This is a genomic window from Anaerotignum propionicum DSM 1682 (genome assembly GCF_001561955.1).
Taxonomy (GTDB): domain Bacteria; phylum Bacillota; class Clostridia; order Lachnospirales; family Anaerotignaceae; genus Chakrabartyella; species Chakrabartyella propionicum.
This window is the reverse complement of the sequence record NZ_CP014223.1, coordinates 1,741,173-1,759,632: the sequence shown is the minus strand read 5'-3', so window position 1 is coordinate 1,759,632 and position 18,460 is coordinate 1,741,173. Positions and strand designations below refer to the sequence as shown.

The 18,460-nt window shown below is 38.2% G+C and carries 17 protein-coding genes; 8 read left to right on the top strand and 9 right to left on the bottom strand.

Annotation, left to right across the window (positions count from 1 at the left end; all coding sequences use genetic code 11):
* The first annotated feature begins 21 nt into the window (after positions 1-21).
* Positions 22-984: a P1 family peptidase gene (locus CPRO_RS08225; RefSeq protein WP_066050223.1), complete on the top strand. Its 963-nt coding sequence runs from the start codon at positions 22-24 to the stop codon at positions 982-984.
* 778 nt (positions 985-1,762) lie between these two features.
* Here CPRO_RS08225 and CPRO_RS08220 read toward each other — a convergent pair.
* From CPRO_RS08220 to CPRO_RS08205, 4 genes are read right to left on the bottom strand one after another with little or no spacing between them, the layout of a single operon-like run.
* Positions 1,763-3,031, bottom strand: a complete 1,269-nt coding sequence (locus CPRO_RS08220; RefSeq protein WP_066050220.1) for an efflux RND transporter periplasmic adaptor subunit — start codon at positions 3,029-3,031, stop codon at positions 1,763-1,765.
* 14 nt (positions 3,032-3,045) lie between these two features.
* The gene (locus tag CPRO_RS08215) at positions 3,046-5,394 is read right to left on the bottom strand and encodes an ABC transporter permease (protein ID WP_066050217.1); all 2,349 of its coding nucleotides are present in this window, start codon (positions 5,392-5,394) and stop codon (positions 3,046-3,048) included.
* A 1-nt stretch (position 5,395) separates the two neighbouring features.
* The gene (locus tag CPRO_RS08210; RefSeq protein WP_066050214.1) at positions 5,396-6,106 is read right to left on the bottom strand and encodes an ABC transporter ATP-binding protein; all 711 of its coding nucleotides are present in this window, start codon (positions 6,104-6,106) and stop codon (positions 5,396-5,398) included.
* Between the two features lie 16 nt (positions 6,107-6,122).
* Positions 6,123-6,761, bottom strand: coding sequence for a TetR/AcrR family transcriptional regulator (locus tag CPRO_RS08205; RefSeq protein WP_066050209.1), 639 nt, complete (start codon positions 6,759-6,761; stop codon positions 6,123-6,125).
* Positions 6,762-6,909: 148 nt separating this feature from the next.
* On the opposite strand from CPRO_RS08205, the gene ndk reads away from it, so the two are divergent.
* Complete coding sequence (gene ndk, locus CPRO_RS08200; RefSeq protein ID WP_066050206.1) at positions 6,910-7,314, top strand: nucleoside-diphosphate kinase; 405 nt, start codon at positions 6,910-6,912, stop codon at positions 7,312-7,314.
* Positions 7,315-7,523: 209 nt separating this feature from the next.
* On the opposite strand, the gene CPRO_RS08195 is transcribed toward ndk, so the two are convergent.
* Both CPRO_RS08195 and CPRO_RS08190 read right to left on the bottom strand, forming a co-directional pair.
* On the bottom strand, positions 7,524-8,909 hold the full coding sequence (locus CPRO_RS08195) for an MATE family efflux transporter (protein ID WP_066050203.1): 1,386 nt from the start codon (positions 8,907-8,909) through the stop codon (positions 7,524-7,526).
* Positions 8,910-9,028: 119 nt separating this feature from the next.
* Complete coding sequence (locus CPRO_RS08190; RefSeq protein WP_066050200.1) at positions 9,029-9,481, bottom strand: MarR family winged helix-turn-helix transcriptional regulator; 453 nt, start codon at positions 9,479-9,481, stop codon at positions 9,029-9,031.
* Between the two features lie 653 nt (positions 9,482-10,134).
* On the opposite strand from CPRO_RS08190, the gene CPRO_RS15300 reads away from it, so the two are divergent.
* The 4 genes from CPRO_RS15300 (at position 10,135) to CPRO_RS08175 (ending at position 13,594) form a co-directional block, all read left to right on the top strand.
* Positions 10,135-10,281, top strand: coding sequence for a hypothetical protein (locus tag CPRO_RS15300; RefSeq protein ID WP_157881650.1), 147 nt, complete (start codon positions 10,135-10,137; stop codon positions 10,279-10,281).
* Between the two features lie 285 nt (positions 10,282-10,566).
* Positions 10,567-11,220: a response regulator transcription factor gene (locus CPRO_RS08185; protein WP_066050197.1), complete on the top strand. Its 654-nt coding sequence runs from the start codon at positions 10,567-10,569 to the stop codon at positions 11,218-11,220.
* Positions 11,217-12,611 (top strand): sensor histidine kinase, encoded by a 1,395-nt coding sequence (locus tag CPRO_RS08180; protein WP_066050192.1) that lies wholly within the window; start codon positions 11,217-11,219, stop codon positions 12,609-12,611. The genes CPRO_RS08185 and CPRO_RS08180 overlap by 4 nt, the downstream gene beginning before the upstream one ends.
* 89 nt (positions 12,612-12,700) lie before the next feature.
* Positions 12,701-13,594: a hypothetical protein gene (locus CPRO_RS08175; protein WP_066050189.1), complete on the top strand. Its 894-nt coding sequence runs from the start codon at positions 12,701-12,703 to the stop codon at positions 13,592-13,594.
* Between the two features lie 455 nt (positions 13,595-14,049).
* On the opposite strand, the gene CPRO_RS08170 is transcribed toward CPRO_RS08175, so the two are convergent.
* The 3 genes from CPRO_RS08170 to CPRO_RS08160 all read right to left on the bottom strand — a co-directional run bounded on the left by CPRO_RS08170 (position 14,050) and on the right by CPRO_RS08160 (position 16,923).
* A complete protein-coding gene (locus CPRO_RS08170) occupies positions 14,050-15,387 on the bottom strand; it encodes an MATE family efflux transporter (RefSeq protein ID WP_066050186.1) in 1,338 nt (445 codons plus the stop codon).
* A 75-nt stretch (positions 15,388-15,462) separates the two neighbouring features.
* Entirely contained in the window at positions 15,463-16,293 is an 831-nt protein-coding gene (locus CPRO_RS08165) for an AraC family transcriptional regulator (protein WP_066050180.1), read from the bottom strand.
* A gap of 327 nt (positions 16,294-16,620) precedes the next feature.
* The gene (locus CPRO_RS08160; protein WP_066050177.1) at positions 16,621-16,923 is read right to left on the bottom strand and encodes a PadR family transcriptional regulator; all 303 of its coding nucleotides are present in this window, start codon (positions 16,921-16,923) and stop codon (positions 16,621-16,623) included.
* A 110-nt stretch (positions 16,924-17,033) separates the two neighbouring features.
* On the opposite strand from CPRO_RS08160, the gene CPRO_RS08155 reads away from it, so the two are divergent.
* The gene (locus CPRO_RS08155) at positions 17,034-17,660 is read left to right on the top strand and encodes an ABC transporter ATP-binding protein (protein WP_082754287.1); all 627 of its coding nucleotides are present in this window, start codon (positions 17,034-17,036) and stop codon (positions 17,658-17,660) included.
* Positions 17,661-17,662: 2 nt separating this feature from the next.
* Positions 17,663-18,439 (top strand): ABC transporter permease, encoded by a 777-nt coding sequence (locus CPRO_RS08150; RefSeq protein WP_066050171.1) that lies wholly within the window; start codon positions 17,663-17,665, stop codon positions 18,437-18,439.
* Positions 18,440-18,460: the final 21 nt, after the last annotated feature.

Below are 18,460 nucleotides of genomic sequence, written 5' to 3'. Positions count from 1 at the left end.
ATCTGAAGAAAGGAAATGTGTATGAAGGAAATTAAAATTTCAGAAATAAAGGGAATTAAGATTGGACATGCGCAGAATTTTAAAGGTGCAACGGGATGTACTGCCATAATTTGCGAAGCTGGAGCAGTAGCGGGAGTTGATGTGCGTGGGAGCGGGCCGGCTTCCAGGGAGACAGAGCTGTTAAAGCCCGTCAATATGGTTCAGCAGATTCATTGTGTTATGCTTTCCGGCGGCAGTGCTTACGGCCTTGCGGCGGGGGACGGTGCAATGGAGTATTTGGAAGAGCAGGGAGTTGGTTTCGATGTTGGTGTTGGAGTTGTGCCTATTGTTTGCGGAGCATCCCTCTTTGATTTAGTCGTTGGCGATCCGAAATGCAGACCAGATAAAGCCATGGGTTACGAAGCTTGCGAAGCGGCAGGAACATGCGAGCCAGCGGAGGGAAATGTAGGTGCAGGAACAGGTGCATCTGTAGGCAAGTTTCTGGGTCCTGAAAGAATGATGAAAAGTGGGCTTGGAATCCACGCAGTGCAGATTGGCGATGTTCAGTGTGGGGCAGTGGTTGCGGTCAATGCTCTTGGAGATGTGATTGATTATGATACGGGAAAACGAATCGCAGGAATTATAACAGAAGATAAAACAGCTTTATCGAGCACAGAGGAAGTGATGTATGCCGAAATTGGCAGAAAGCGAAATGTTTTTTCGGGTAATACAACAATTGGTTGTGTTATAACCAATGCAAAGCTTACGAAGGTTCAGGCAAATAAGCTTGCCAGCATTACCCATAATGGGTATGCCAAGGCCATTAATCCGGTTCATACTTCTGTTGATGGAGATACGATTTTTGTTATGGCAACCGGAGAAGTGGAAGTCGGGCCGGATGCTCTTGGTGCACTCGCAACGGAAGTTATGGCAAGAGCAATCTGTCGAGGGGTAAAGGCAGCTGAACCGGCTTATGGACTGAAAGCAGCAAAAGATTTTAAATAATGCTGTGCTTCTGCAAACAAGGTATAATTAAGAGTGGTAAACGAAAAAGCAACCCAACAATAGGACCTGAAATCAAAGGTGTTATTGTTGGGTTAAATTATTTAAGAAGCACCAGGTCTGCAGGTGAAGAAAAAATTTATTGCTATGGATAATACACTAACGAATAAAACTGTTTACGTAACACAACGTGCTTTATAAGACGTGAGTCCTCTATTATAAGAAAATCATAATTCTTTTTTCTGTTTTTTGATAAATCAGCAACAATCCTTTTGTTCCCATTCCACGAAGCATTTCACTGTTGACACTGGTTGAGAAAATGATAGGGAACTGCTCTTAAATTGTTGTCAGAGATGCCATAAGTATCGGGGGGGTCCGGTTGGGAAGGCCATCAATCGGCTTCCATCAGTTCCATCCGTCTCATGAAATTGTGATAAGGCCTTTAAAATGATATCATTGTTTACAACGATGCCTACAAGCACTAGACAGGCAATCATTGTCATCATACTAATGGGTTCACCATTAATGGAAAAGGGGGTATTGTTCCAGTAAATACCATGGAACTGTAACCATGATAATGAAACAGATTGATAAAACATTCAAACTGAAACAAAGGAACTGATAGTGAAAGTTTTCACTATCAGTTCCTTTGTCTTTATAATTTATTTCATAAGGGGAATTCCTAAAGAAGAATATTATTAAATCTAAGAGTAAATAGGGGTTCATAAGGAGGTATTTAAATGAAGAAAATAAATTTATGTAAGTTTATAAGTTGAATATATTATTTTTTTGTAACAACCTTAAGACCTTCCTTTAAAATCTCGTCATTTGAATCGGTCACAACGAAGCTATCAGATTCAAGCCCCGATAAAATTACAGTTTCGGTGCGTAGATCCATTCCTGTTTTTACTTCTATCGCGTGCAAAGCTCTGCCATTAACAATCCAAACCTTATCAATTCCATTATCTTTAAATAATGCAGTTTTAGGAACGGCTAAGCTATTTTCTTCCTTGTAAAGTAAAAACTGTACATCCACATCATACCCAATACCAATCTTTTCTTCTGTCAATGAAATACTTGGAGTTACCTCTATCTTAACCTTTCTTTCTTCTAATCCAAGTGGAGAAATCATAAGGTTTGCTGTGTCATCAATATAAGAAACTGTTCCGTCAAAGGTAACATCTCCATCTCGTCTTTTTATTATTAATACAACTGAATCTCCAAGAGCAATATTGCTTATGTCATTTGTAGATACATATGTTTCTACAAACAGCGTATCTGTGGCAGTTAACTCTGCAACAGATGACATGGCAGATACATAATTTGTTTCCTGTACAGGCAGGTTTGTAATAACTCCATCGGTAACAGCCGTGACATTAGTTTGTGAAAGTTCTTTTTCCAGCAGTTTCAAATTGCTTTCTTCTATATTAATCAATGCCTTGTAATAATCTGACATTTTGCTGTTTTCATCAGCATTTGATATCAACTCTAATTCCTGCTGATGGCTCTGCAATGTTAATTCAGCCTGCTCGACGGATGATTCGGCCTGCTCCAAGTCAACATTGGAAATAAAACCGTTTTCATAAAGTACCAGAAGCCGATCCAGATCCTTTTTTTCCAGCTCTAAATTTTTCTCACTTTGTTTGATTATTATATTTTGTAATTTTCTTTTTTCGACGACACTTTGGTTTTGGCTTTGGTTTTGGGCTTGCCATGTCTGCATCTGAGCCTTGTATCCGGCTATCGAGCCGTTTGTTTGGTTAATTTTCTCTTTAATGTCCTCAGAATCTATGACACATATAATATCTCCCTCTTTAACATGCTGCCCCTTTTTTACTTCAACGCTTAATACTTTGCCTGAGCTTAGAGGATATATTTGAATTGTTTTTCCACCGGCAACAGAACCCTGTTCGGTAAAGGTAAGCTCTGCAGTTTTTGATACAACTTTAGTTAAGGGAACTTCTTTCGGCGCATTCAGCGAGTAAATACCACCGGCAACAGCCGTTACTATAATAACACCAAGCAATATTTTTATTAATTTTTTCTTCATAGTTTCCCTCCTTATTAATCACGTTCTTTTAATACTTCAACCATATCAAAGGTTTGTATTCTTTTTCTTGCGGATCGGGCGGACAAGAATATTGCTGAGAAGCAACAGCTTGCACCTATAAGATAGGCGGATAGGGGGAGTGTGCTAGGCATACTGTATATATCACTATCTACCATCAAATTCATTAAACTGTTAAGAAGTTTGGTAAAAGGAATACCTAAGAGAATGCCAAAAGATGTGAGAATTGCATACTCAAAGTTCATAATTTCCGATACCTCACCCACAGAAAGACCAATAACACGTAAAGTTGCATATTCCCTTTTACGTTCTGACAAAGAAATCGTTGTTGTATTATAAATAATTGCAAAAGCTACCAATGTACCCAAAACTTGAAGAGCAACGTAAAGACTGGAGAACATTCCCATCATCTTTTGATAGCCTTTTAAAGTGTTTTCTTTATCTTCTATGGTTGTCACAATGTTGCTTCCTTTTATTGTTTCTTTTAGTTCTCGCAAATCATTTGTATTTAAAATTACGGATGTGGCAATGTTTTGATGATTTATAATACTGCTCAGGTAGTCTAACTGCGTATAGCAGCCGCTTCCCATATTTTGTTCGATAACCTTTGATACGAAAACGGAAATATCTTTCTCAAGTAAAGGTGAAGAAAGTGTCACATAATCCCCGGCTTTAACCTGCAGCTGATCGGCAAGACCGTTCGTGACAATAAAGCTGTCAGCAGGCGGAACAAATGTCCTTTTTGTATTTGTATCCACAATATGATAAAGCTGAGAGTCCTTTGTTATGCCTGTAACCATAGCATTTTCAACCAAATGACGATTAGAGATTTTAAAGGGGAGCTCCAAAATACCCTCCGCATATGTTATATTTTCTAAACGGTATGCGTCTTTTACGGCATATTCGTAGGATAGGGGTTGAGATAATGACAGCTTCACTTGAAAACGCTGAATATCTTGAAGCTGACTGAAAATCATTTTATCTATTAAACCGTTAAAGCTTCCCACAATAGATATAATTCCAAAGGAAAACATAATGCTTATAACCACAAAGGTCGATCTTATGGGATTTCGTGTTATACCTCTTACAGACATATTTCCCCGTGAATTAAGGAAGTGTTTTAGAACACCCAAATACTTTATGATATCAAAACGTATTGGTTTTGGACTTTCGGGGCGCATTGCCTCGGCAGGAGCTAGCCTAATCATTTTTCTCGCCCCGGCGTAGGCTCCTAATAGTCCGCTGAAAATTGCCAGACTCAGTGCTTTTATAATAATGTTTAAGTCAAAGCTGCTTTCTATATTAGGGAGCATAAAAAATTGTTGAAACATTTCCAAATAAGGGCCTGAAAGCATATATCCTAAGATACAGCCCGTTATTCCGCCTATAGTACCTGTTATAGCTCCGTAGGTTAGATAATGGAGTATAAGCTGGATATTAGAGTAACCAAAGGCTTTCAGCGTTCCGATTTGCGTACGCTCTTGGTCAATGACGCGTTTTAGCATTAAATACAGAACTACAGCGGCAAGAAGTAAAAAGACCGTTGGCATAGAGCTTGACATGGAACGAATAGAGGTTATTTCCAAGTCCAAAAAGAAATAACTTAACAAGTCTTCTTTATCAAACAATTCCTTAAGTCCGAAACGGGAAAGGGAGTCTTCTAACTGTAATTTTATATCATCAAAGGAAACATCTTTTTCTCTCTGAAAAATAATACTGTTAGCCACACCGACGTAACCTGTGAGAGCCTCCATACTTTCCGTTGTAATATAGCCAATTCCAAAGCCTGCTTCATCGGGCAGCATTTGTGTCATATCCTTTGTTATATAAACATATTCAGGACTAATGGCAGTGCCTGTTAAAGTAAAGGTATATTCTTTTCCTTTTGAAAATATGGAAATAGTGTCACCTTCACTTAAATTGTTTGCCTTGAAAAATGCAGGATTCACTAAAATTTCAGTTTTATTTTTAGGCGCAGTACCGGTTATGTTTAAGGCGTTAAGCGTTGGATTCTCTATGGAATTTGCAGCAATAAGCCTTAAGGTTATTGTTTCATCCGAATTGGGAATTTCTGCACGCATTTCGGCTATGTATCTGCCTTCAGCGGAAGAAATACCTGGTATTTTTTCTAATGTATCAACATAGTCTTCCGGCATAGATTGAACAGTTGCATATGTATCTGCCAAATTATTAGACTTATAAAATTCAAGCATGGATTTTTCAAGTCCCGAAGCTGCAATACATAAAGCGGTTTGCATGATAATTCCAACCGCAATTAAAAACATGCAGGCAAAATATGATTTTTTATTTGCTAATAAAGTTCGCTTTGCTTTTCGAAGAAGCATGCTACCACCTCAATTCTTCGGGCAAAACAGGATTTTTATTTTCTGTTATGCTGTCAATAAGGCCGTCTCTTACATGTATAACGCGGTCGGCCATTTCTCCTATTGAAGAGTTATGTGTAATAATTACAACTATTTTTTTGCGGGTTTTCTGGTAATCTTTTAAAATACGCAAAACTTGAATTCCCGTTTTAAAATCCAACGCTCCCGTAGGTTCGTCACACAGAAGGATAGGAGGATTTTTACTTACGGCTCTTGCAATGGCAATCCGCTGTTGTTCACCTCCTGATAACTGAGAGGGAAAATGGTCACCTCTTTCCTCCAAACCGATTTGCTTTAAAAGTTCGTCAGCAGAAATGGGGGAAGATGACAGCTCTGATGCCAATAAAATATTTTCCCTGGCAGTCAAGTTAGGGATTAAGTTATAAAACTGAAAAACAAAGCCAACAGCCTCTCGACGAAACTTTGTAAGTTCCGCTTCAGTGGCGTAGGAAATATTTTTTCCGTTATAGAGGATATCTCCCCTTGTGGGTTTGTCAATTCCGCCTATTATATTAAGCATCGTGCTTTTTCCGGAACCGCTTGTGCCTAATATTACTACAAGCTCGTTATCGTAGAGGGAGAAGTCGACACCCCTTAAGGCCTTAACTGAAACCTCACCCATTTTATATTCTTTCGTAATATTTTTAAGCTGAATAATCGGTTCTTTTTCCATTCCCTTCACCTCCTTGTTAGCGGTACAATAACTCCCTTAGCAAATTTAAATAGCTTTTTGTTTCTTCAAGATAAGTGTCAAACTCTTTACTCATTTGTTTAAATGACTTCTTTTCATGGGTCATTTTTTGTGATAATCCTTCCAACGTCCAACGTATAATGTTTGATGCCATAACCTTGTTGATATTTTCTTTAAGTAAGTCTTCGTCAATGTTATCGTAAAGAAGTCTGTATAATTCTTTCTTTAACTCCATATATCTAAGGGCAAAGTCATTTGGCTGCTCTGAAATTTGATAATAAGACGCAGTCAAAAATTCAAAGATGTCAGGATATTGACCGCATAGGTCTTTTTTAAGCAAGGATATTTGCCAGATACGTTCTAATAAATCCTTCTCATCAGAATAGAGAAGACTTTTATATTCATTCATGACCGTTTCTAAGGCATAATCCAATATAAAAAGATATAAGTCTCTTTTGGTTCCAAAATAGTGAAAAAGGAGCCCTTTGGAAATTCCTGCTTTTTGTGCAATTAAATCAGTGGACGCCATTTTAAATCCTTTTGAAAACTCAGACATGGAAGCATTTAGTATTATATTTCGTTTTTCTTTTTCCATAGACATAATTTTATGGTTTTCAATACTTGAATGAATTTGCACAAACTTCGCCTCCTTCAATGTTATTATAATTTCATTATATAGCTATTGACTCATTCAGTCAATAAGCCTTAGCTGCAATTGAAAAAAACCTCGATTTATCTAAATATTTTAAATCGCAACTTATAAAACCGAAAGGATAGGGATGATTATGGCATATGAAAGAACGTATATTATGTTAAAGCCTGATGTGCTAAAGAGAGGTATTATGGGAGAAATTATAGCCCGCATTGAAAGAAAAGGATACTCCATAGCCGATATCAAAATGATAAGTCTTGATGAAAAGATTTTAAAGGAGCATTATTGCCACATAAGTGGTGAATCGTTTTTTTCGGAAATTGTTGAATATATGACTAGCGGTCCTGTGGTAGGGCTGATAGTGGAAGGGGAAAAGGCTGTTAAGGGAATGAGGATTTTAATCGGTGCAACAAAGTTTGAAGATGCAGTCGCAGGGACAATAAGAGGAGATTTTGCTTCCGACACAACATTTAATATAATTCATGGTTCGGACTCTGTTGAAAATGCAGAAATAGAAATAAAAAGATTTTTCGGATAGAAGAGAGATTTTTTTCGTCACGCTATAAATGAAGCTAAATTTGCAATAAAAGGCTAAGTGATAGGCCAATTGATGAATTTGTACTTAGCCTTTTAATATTGAAAAAAGTGATATTATTATAGTTTGTTCTTCCGTAATAAAGTAAGCTACCGTGTTGCGAACATTGAAGCTAAGCTTGTAGATTCTTAATTAAGCTGTCTAAATATTCTTTACATAACATCAGTATCAAATGTCATTCGTTCTTGCAAAGCTTTTTCGTTGATAGCTTTTTTTGAAAAAAGCCATAAAATTGTGCCTGTGAGGCAAGCAAAAAATTCGGAAACAGTCATAGACCATATCACTCCATTTAACTGAAATAGAGAGTTCGCTATGATGATGATTGGAATGAGAGCAACACCCCTTGAAACCGACATAATATTGGATTGAAAACCTTTTCCGAAGGCTTGAAACATACTAGTTAACAGCCCTGATATACCTGCGAACAATGTTGAAAGCAGTAGTGCCGAAAGAATAATTACACCGACTTCTATCACATTTTTATCTGAGCTAAATAATTGTATAATCTGTGTGCGCAATAAAAATAGAGTAAAAGCAATCGTAAGAATAATACTTACGAGATACAATGCAGTTTTTTTCAAAACCTCTTGCAAACGCTGTGTATTATTGGAAGCATAAGAAAATGCAATCAATGGAACAACACCCATATATAGCCCCATACCAATAAAATCTGATATTTGGCATATACGGTTAGCTACACCAAATGCTGCAACAACATGATCTCCATAAATAATTGCATAGTTGTTGAACATAAGGCTTGAAATAATCAAAAATCCGGACAGAAGGAAAGCAGAAATGCCAATTTTGAAGATATTAAAGAGTATTTCTCCGTTAGGCTTAAAATCCTTGATACTAACACTCTGGAATTGGCTTTTTCTTTTCAAATAGTAAATATAATAAGCCACCGCGCAGACGTTGCCAATGACAGTTGCAACGGAAGTACCCATAACATCCATATGGAAAAGAAAGATAAAAACTGGGTCAAGAATAATATTGATGACGACACTTATTATCATTCCAATCATTGATTCGGTGGCAGCACCTTCACTTCTAACCATTTGGGCTAGTGCAAAATTTGCAATTACAAACGGGCTACCGATTGCATAAGCAATTACATAAGACCTCGTATAAAGGAGTGATTCGCCAGTGGCTCCCAGGAGTTTCAAGATAGGAGATAAGGCGGGAAGACAGATTAGCATAAACACAATTCCTGAAAGTAAGGAAAGATAAAAGTTTACCGAGGAAGCCTTTCTCACACCAATTAAGTCTTTTTCGCCTAACAATCTTGAGATATATGTACTTCCTCCCGTACCAAATAGTTCCCCAATTGCCATAAGAATGGTGGTAAAAGGCAAAGCCAGTGTGATGGACGCCAGCATAGGTGTATTCTTGAGCATTCCGATAAAATAAGCGTCCGTAATGTTGTAAATCATGTTGGCAACCATGCCTAAAATCATAGGAATTGCCATGTGGATAATTGCTTTTGTTACAGGAGCTTGTTCAAGATAATACATTGCATCTTTTTGTTTGTTTTCCATTATAGATATCTCCTTTAAATATAAGTTTAATTCTACCTATTTAGTCATAAAAGTCTTAAAGAACTATAAAAATAAGGCATTTGTTGATAGGTATAAATCTACCTATTTGTTTAAAAATTTTAAATGTGTGAGTCCATGCCTAAATTTTTGTAAGCCCTTTTTAAGAACATCAAGAATGCGATTTTTTCTTCTTCTGAAAATCCGACCAGTAAATCTTGTGTTATCATATTCAAAATATCAGACATTTCATTAAGGAGAATCATTGCCTTTTGACTAAGTTCTATGCGCATTGTCCTGCCATCTTCACTGCCCGAACAACGCGAAATCAATCCCTTTTTTTCTAAATTGTTAAGTAAGCTCGTTACGGATGGACCAGATATTTGCATGGCCTGACTTAAGTATCTGCGGCTTATTTCTTGTTCTGATCTTTGTGCACCATATATGTGCCCCAAAAGACGTGCTTGGGACTCGGTGATATCATAGGGTGCTAATCGTTGATCGCTTTTGTAGCGTAATAAATGAGCTATATTTTTGATATAAAAATCGTGAGAAGGTGTATCGCGACGTTGCATAACTAGGATTCCTTTCTAAATAGGTTGAATTCTATCTAATATATTATAAGTTAAAACGTAACTTGTCAATACTAATATTTGCTATTTTAAAAGGATTAATTAAAATTTTAGTATGAAAGGGATTGCTATGGTGCTGAATATTTTGAAACACCATCTATTAATTTTAAGGGAACGATAGGACATGTATTATTAAATATGTAATGCAATTAAGAGACCTTAGTAACATAGAATAAAATGCAAATTTTCAATATCAGAAGTAATTAAATAAAATAGACTTCAGGGGCAACTCTGATTTATCACATGGAAAAATCTCTATTTCTTTGATTAGCAAAGAAATTAGAGATTTTTTCTCTTCATCGCTGATTTTATCAGCACTTTATTGAAGTTACCCAGTAGGGTGTAGATACTTTCCAATGTGATGGCATCTTGTTGTAAGGAGAGGTTCGCCATAAATAGAAACAAAAAAACCACCGCCCTTATGCAATTATTGACTGGACAATCCTTGCATAAAGACGGTAAACAGAGATCAGGATCATTTGTGCGACGGGTGGGCTTCTCCAATTCTTTGAAAAAAGGACAAGAATTGTTTTGTTTAGGTATCGACTTCTTCCTTTAAATGATTTATTCTGTTCCAAAAGGGTGGTAATTTGTAAATGGACAAGGAAGGAAGTGGAATATTCCTTCGTGTACTGACGAAAAAAGTTCTAGAAGGTTGCCATGAAAATCTTTCGGTGGAAGAGCGGCAACCTTATGCTGAGGTTGGTAAGCTTAGTGAACGTGTTGGAATATACCACGAGTAGCCGAAGGACGAACAGCAGATTCTTGAGGACTACTTTGCAAAACCAACCTAATCGCAGACAAGGAATTTGCGTTTTTCTATGAGCAAAGCACAAAAGAGTGTGTGTAACTGGTGAAAAAACTCGGTACCCTGTAGCAATCCGACACATAACATGACATGTTGGACAGAAGTGCTTATCTAGCCAGGATGTTTCTGTTGAAATATAGTGACTGGGCAAAAAAGAACAGAATCCATTACAACTCTATAACAAAACCTTGATAATATTGTTGAATGAGGAGGTGGTCAATTGGCATCTATTTTAATTGTTGAGGATGAAGCGGCAATCAATGAGCTTGTAAAAAGAAACCTACAACTCGTGGGGCATCAATGTCATTCCGTCTTTGATGGTAAAACTGCCGTTTCTAAAATACAACGTCAGTCTTACGATTTGATGATTTTGGATATTATGCTGCCTGGGCTTGACGGGTTTGAGGTGATTAAGCAATCAAATGAAACGCCCACAATTTTCCTGACTGCGAAAAACAGCCTGCCTGATCGTATCAAGGGGTTTTCAATGGGAGCGGATGATTATCTGACAAAACCTTTTGAAATGTTGGAACTACTGGCCCGTGTGGAAGCAGTCTTAAGGCGGACGCAGAAAACAGCAAGTTGTTATGAAACAGGAAACGTAAAAATTGATTTCAGCGGCCGTCTGGTATTTCATAACGGACAGTTGGTTGAATGTACGCCAAAGGAATATGAATTATTAGAAGTCCTTGTGAATAACCGTAATATCGCGCTCTCCAGAGAAAAGCTGCTGGAATTGGTTTGGGGTTACGATTTTGAAGGAGACACTCGGACCGTAGATGTACATATACAAAAATTGCGAAAAAAACTGGGCTGGGAAGACAAGATAAAAACCGTATACAAGCTTGGTTACCGTCTGGAGGTAGGGCGATGAAGCAGAGAACCTTTTTAACAACTCTCGCTCTTTTTCTCTTCTGCTTTAACCTCGGAATATTCATTGTTTCCGTGGCAATGTTCAGGGATATGGTGAACCGCGCGGAAAGTAGGAGTCTTAGTGAACACTATTTTATATCATCTGCTCTGATAAAGGATATCCAAGCCGTGCAAGGGCGTGGAACCGACATAGATGGTTCTTTAAGTTCACTGCTTCAGCCCTACAGCTATCTGTCAGGGGATAACAAGGCAGAGCTGGCATTTTACAAGAATAATCAACTTGTCTATTCCAGTAAAGATGTGACTGTACTGCAGAGCAATTTCATAGAGCCGCCGGGCAACGGAAGTCGCTTGGCAACGATACGGAAAGTTGACGATAGAACTTATGTTATCGTCTCAGGAAAACTTCCTGCCCCGTATGATTCCTACACACTGATTTATCTTTACGATACGACGGACGCCATAAACTCATGGAGCCGCCTAAAAAACATATTATTCTTCGCGGGATTTGTCCTCTCAGCTCTGTTCGCTTTCGGTCTTCTTCTCGTGCTGAACCGAATATTCAGGCCTCTTAAACAGATTTCTGGGATATCCAAGGATATTGCGAATGGTGCCTATGAAACTAGACTTCCCGTATCAGGACATGACGAGCTTACCGAAATGTCACAAAGCTTCAATCACATGGCGGAGGAAATCCAGCGCCAGATGACGGAACTAAAGGACGTCGCAGATAAAAAGCAACAGTTTGTCGATAATTTTGCTCATGAGCTCCGCACGCCGCTGACAGCGATTTACGGATATGCAGAATATATGCAAAAGGCCGTTTTGTCTGAAGATGACAGACTTGCGGCACTGAATTATATCATGTCTGAAAGCCGCCGACTGCAAACGGTAGCGTATCAATTGCTGGAGATGGCAAATTTGCAGAACAATCAGATTACCTGTGAAGAACTGAAGGTATCCAGCCTCTTTGAGACCGTCCGTCTCACGCAGAACGGCAAGCCAGCGGGAAAAGACGTTCAGATAGAATTCAGCAGTAAAATAGAGACAATCCGTGGTGACTCCTGCCTGATGGAAAGCATGCTGATCAATCTGATTGACAACGCGATAAAGGCGTGCGGAAAGGGTGGACATATTATTGTAAGTGCGGAAAAGGAAGCCGAAAGGAAAACGATCAGTGTCCGGGACAACGGTAAAGGTATGACTCCTGAAATCCTTTCGCAAATTACGGAACCTTTCTATCGGGGAGAAAGATCGCGGAACCGGAGCGACGGCGGGGCAGGATTGGGACTTGCTCTCTGCAAGCAGATAGCATTGAGCCATGACGCGGAGCTGAGCTTTAGCAGCCGTCCTGGGGAAGGGACGACGGCAAAAATAACTTTTACAACTTAATAATAACCTGATTACGATTCTATAATTTAGGTCCCATATACTGGTTTCGTGATCACAAAAAATTATTAAAAAATAAAGGAGATATTAACATGAAAACAAACAAATCGGAAGGTAAACAAGTTAAAAAGTTGGTTTTAGCAGCTGCCATGATCATCGGGGCCAACACAATGATGTTTCAGGGATTTACACAGCTAGCCGCAGCGGCAGAATATAACAAGACAAATACGATTCCCACAAACTACGTAAGTTACATGGATATGTCATCCAATACGGCGAAGAATAGCCTGCCCGAGGGCTATAAAAAAGCAAACTATACGGTAAGGGACATCGACCTTGAGTTTTACCGTAATCAAACACCGACAAGTAAGGACATGGCAAAGAAAGATGCTGCCGAGATCGGAGTGCAGGCTTTGTGGAGCGTATATGACCTAAGCATGGAGGGGCAAGTCATCGAAATGGGCTACCAGCCAGCAACGAACGATCTTCCTCGTTCAAGATGGTATGCCGATGTTCTGATCAATGGGGAGCGTAGTTACAGCTTTGAAGTCGACTCTGTAACAGGTGATCTGTTCGCTGTGATCCGTAGCAGAACGCTGGACAAAAATATTTCCGTAGCATATGACACAGCACTTGCAAAGAATCCGCAGGAATATGCAGCGCTGGCAAAGAAAACTGCCGAGGAGCTCAATGTGGTTCATGGCGCTGTCGCATCGGTTGAATATAACTGCCAGGGCTACGGAAATAACGACCCTAATATCACATTAAATATCAAGGGTGAAAATGGGGAGGTTGCCTCAATGACTTTCTCAAGATACGACAAGGCTTTGCTTGCTGTTAGCTATAATGCGCAATTTAAATATACACTTGAATACATGAAACTGCTTGAACAGAAGGCTCAGGAGGAGTCTGCGCAGAAGCAAAAATCAGCCCCATCTGCCAGTGGAAACCAGGCTCCTTCTCTTATAATTACGTCAGATAATTAAAAAACATAGTACAGGATGCCACGTAAAACGACAGCTTGGACTATATTTACAACTCTATTGCTGAGTTTAATTAAGAAAAACAATTATTTCTTCATGCAAGGGGATGTTTGTTGAAAGGCAGGGACCAAAAGCCATAGGGTCTAAGCTTGGAGAGCATGATGACACCTGACCGCCGTGAAGTGCCTATCAGACCTCATAAATAGTCCCTGCAATGAACTTATTCTTGCAGTATATCTTTGCCAAGCTTGGGATGACGTACATTGATTTCTCAAACATGGTCAATTTGAGGGAGTGGCCCAGCAATTTTTTTTGCCTATTTGGTATTTACATTAACGACTCCTCTTTTTATTTGGACTATAGACGATTAATAATGAACAAAGAGCCACTACACCCAAAGGCAATGTGTAGTGGCTCAAATTGAATGTTATCAAGATTCATATGCGTGGGTTGAAACATCAACTTTGTGTTAATCTTCGTGATAGGTATTTACTTTCTTTTCCTATTAAAAACAAACTTAAAATTAAGGTCAGAAATTCTGTAATAGGAGAGACAAGCCATACACCTGTCATACCAAACAACGATGGCAAAGTAAAAATACAAATGAGCAGAATAACCAAACCTCGTGCAGAAGATATGATAGCTGATTCCTTTGCTTTTCCAATTGATGTAAAGTAAAAAGAGGAAATTGTATTAATTCCCGAAAATAGAAATGAAACAGCATATATGATTACACCGGAATGCACCATCTGTTCTACGACAGCACTTTTTACAAACAGACTGCTGTACCACCTTGAACCAAACAGCACAAGCAAAAGCACCATTGCTCCTGCAGTCAGCACCATGAAGTTGGTTATCTTACGCAGGTTTACTGCAAGAAAATGTTCCTCTGCTCCATATGTAAAACTGATGAGAGGGCTTGCACCTTGGCCAAAACCAATAATCACCATGCTGAAAATATAGGCAATATAACCAACGATGGTAAATGCAGTCACACCATCCACACCGATGTTCCTTAGTATTACATAATTATATGCAAACATAGAAATACTCATTGACATTTCACCAACAAATTCTGAGCTGCCATTGAGTAGTGTGCTACACAGCACGTCACCTGAAAAAGTAAATCTACCGAATTTGTATACGCTTGACTTGTTTATAAAAAAGTAGAGAATGTATAAAAGGGTAACAAGGGCAGAAAGTAATGAGGCTACAGCGACTCCCTTTACGCCCCAAGCAAACCAACGGACAAACAAATAATCCAGTAGAATATTAAGCAACACGTTCAAAATGTTGACTTTCATAAAATACTGTGGTTTGCCCTCTCCGCGGATAAACATACCAAAGGATGCATTTATCACCATAATAGGAAGTTCCAACAGCATAATGACGTAATAGTCTGTGAAAATCATTGCCACCTGCGAATCAGCATTTAAGATATGAAGCATCGGATCAAGGCTAAGCCACACGATGACACTGAGCAGGATGGTCGCAACCATTGTTGTACACATGGTCTGATTAAAAACACTGTTGCATTTGTTAATATCATTACTGCCAAGAGCCATTCCGGCGATTGCAACACCGCCTACCGATACCATGAGACCCACTGCAAGGAATAAATAGACAATAGGCAGTCCTAAGTTAATTGCAGCAAGACCTTCTTTACCCACGAAGTTTCCGATGAAAAAACCATCGGTAACAGTAATCAGTGATGTCAGTATCATTGCGATAATCGATGGAATTGAAAATTGCAAAATGGTTCTCATTTTGTTGCTTTGAATGTTTTCTAAGTTCATTTCTAGTTCCTCCCTATATCTTATGTTCATGTTATGATAAGGGAAAAAACAAAATAAAACTTCTGTTTTTGTGCTTTATTTGATTGGGATACAAAGGTCAATTTCCATAAACATGGAATCACAATCTATCTTTCTGTAAATTTCAAAGCCATATCGATTGTCAATTTCAAAGTTACTCTGGGGCAACCACACATTAAATATATTTTGAAAAGAGCTGTATATCTGATTTACCAAGCCTTTAAAGTGATAAATAGCAAATTTTCCGCCTTTTAGCACATAGGTATTTTCAAGGGTGCAGCCTTCGGGGACGGTTATACATATGTCATATAGACATTCTTCTATTTTTGTAATAGAAGGGTCATCATAGGTGCGTTCAAGAAGCAGGGTTTTATCAGTAATATAATCCTTATTTTTTTCTTGAAAAACTCCCCAATGCTCCGATAAGTTCCTATAAGTTCCTTTATGACGCTCGTATATAACAAGAAAATCCTCAAGAATTTCTATGGAAATCTTTTTGTCGCACTCTTCAAATGACTCTAAACCAATGGAATTTCGAAAAACCGGATTTAATAAAGATTTTTGCTTAATGCAGCGTCTAAATTGAATGGGAGATAATTTATGATGTTGTTTAAAAGCAGAACTGTAATTTGATGAGCTGAACCCGTAATCACAGCCGATATCTGTAATACTTCTGCCTTTTTCAATTTTTATACGAAACGCACTCTGCTCCATTTTTACTCGTTTGATAAATTCATGGATGCTTTCTCCGGTTTCTATTTTAAACATTCTGGAAAAGTAATATTTTGAAAAATTGCAGTGAGAAGCAATGTCATCAACAGATATATTCTCATTGATGTGATCTAAGATGTAATCTATTGCACGATTTATATATTCATTTGCTATCATTTTTCCTCCCTTTATTTTTGAAAACTTTTTGTAAAGGCATAGATTATAAACACAATAAGCTCAATTGCCTAAATTTGTTCTTAATGATTTTACCATAGTAAAGAGAGTACTTCAAATAGGAACAGAAAGGGTACAAGTCATTTGCAAGCAAATATCCACAACGTCTTTTGACAAGAATACTTTGAACGATATTGGGTCTAAAGGATAAGAAAGAGCCACTACACAGGTTCAAAAGTGTAGTAGCTCAATTCTCAGATAAATAGATTTTAATCAAATAGCATAAAAACGATAGTGCTGGTCATAATCCATGCCCTGTAAATAAATAATTCATAATTCATGTGTTAGTTCTTTAATTTTAACCTTCGCTTTGCCTAATACATCAATTCCAAGTTCTGTTATGGTATAGTATTTTCGGGTTTTACCATTTACGTTTTCACTTTTTGACACGAGCAGCCCGGCTTTTTCAAGGTTGTGGAATATTGGATAAATTGTTCCTGCACTAATTTCATATCCGTGATGCTTTAATTCCTCAATCATCCAAGTGCCGTAAATAGGTTCCTTGGCAGCGTGATGCAAAATATGAATTTCAATAAAAGCCAAAAACAATTTTCTAAGTACAGGTGCTTGCATTTAGGTTCCTCCAATGTTACAATGATAATATCGAATTTCGATATTGATTGTCTATATTGTGTTTCGAGTAACATTATACTTGAAATGCTCGAATAAGTAAAGAGGAGTGAATGAAAATGTCATTAATTCAATCATCGGCAGATTTGCAGTTTTTGGATTTTATTATCTATCCCCAAATACAAATTAAAGAAAACAGTTTTTCATTTATTGCAGGAAAAAGCGGGTGCGGAAAAAGCACTTATCTCAAAATTTTGAACAGAACAATTATTCCTTCTGCGGGAACAATTTGTTATCAAGGGAAGGATATACAAGAATTGCCAGTACTGTCTTATCGAAAGAGTGTCCTGCTCGTGCCGCAGGAGGTGTTCCTTTTTGACGGAACAATTAAGGACAACTTCAATAATTACTTTGATGCAAGAGAAACCGAACGGCTTACAGATGAGGAAATGTTGAAGTTCTTGCATATCTGTTGTACCAATTTCGCCCTGACCACGGATTGCAAAACGCTTTCCGGCGGAGAAAAGCAGCGTGTGTTTTTGGCGATTTTTCTTTCATGTGTTCCGCAGGTGCTTTTGCTGGATGAGCCGACTGCAGCATTGGATAAAAAAACATCGTTCGAGCTACTGTCTAATATCAAAGAATTTTGCAAGCAGGAAAATATCACAGTGGTATGTATTTGCCACAACGATGAACTAATTCAAAGATTCTCGGATTTTACAATTCGATTGGGGGTATAGGAATGAATCCTGTGATTCAATTTCAAATACGACAGTTTCTATTAATCTATCTTCTTCTGATTGTCGTGGCGCTTATTATGCGAAAATGTAAAATTGACCAGACCAAACTTTTAATTTTAGCAAGCATAAAAATGACAGTACAGCTTGTGCTGGCAGGTCTGATTCTAACCTACATTTTTCAAAACCCACACCCTGTATTTACTATGACATATCTTTTCTCGATGATTTCCTTTTCCATTCATAGGGTGCTGTCAAAAAACAAAGATCTTAGCAAGCGATTCAAAGCAGTGATAGCTGCATCCATAACCTTTTCCGGTATCTTTGTAATTGTATATTTTGTATGCGCGGTTGTAGGCGAAAGCGTCTTTAACCCGCAGTATGTAATCCCCATCTCAGGCATGATTATGGGGAATACCATGACCGGCGTTTCTCTAGGTGTCAAGACTTTTCGTGAATTGATGGATGGGCAGCGGATTAAGATTCATGCATTACTCTGTATCGGTGCATCTCCTTCTACAATCTTACTTCCATTTGTCAAACAAGCATTGGAAACAGCAATGCTGCCTACACTTAATTCTATGGTTGGAATGGGAATTGTATCTCTACCGGGTATGATGACAGGCCAGATTTTAGCAGGCACACTGCCCACAACTGCAATTCTCTATCAAATTGCTATTATGATTGCGATCTGTACAGTTGTAACTTGCTCATGTTTTGGTACCTTATTTTTTGGCTATAAGACTTTGTATGACAAAAACACACAGATTATATGTGAGTAATGCAGTAGTCTTCTGTTATAT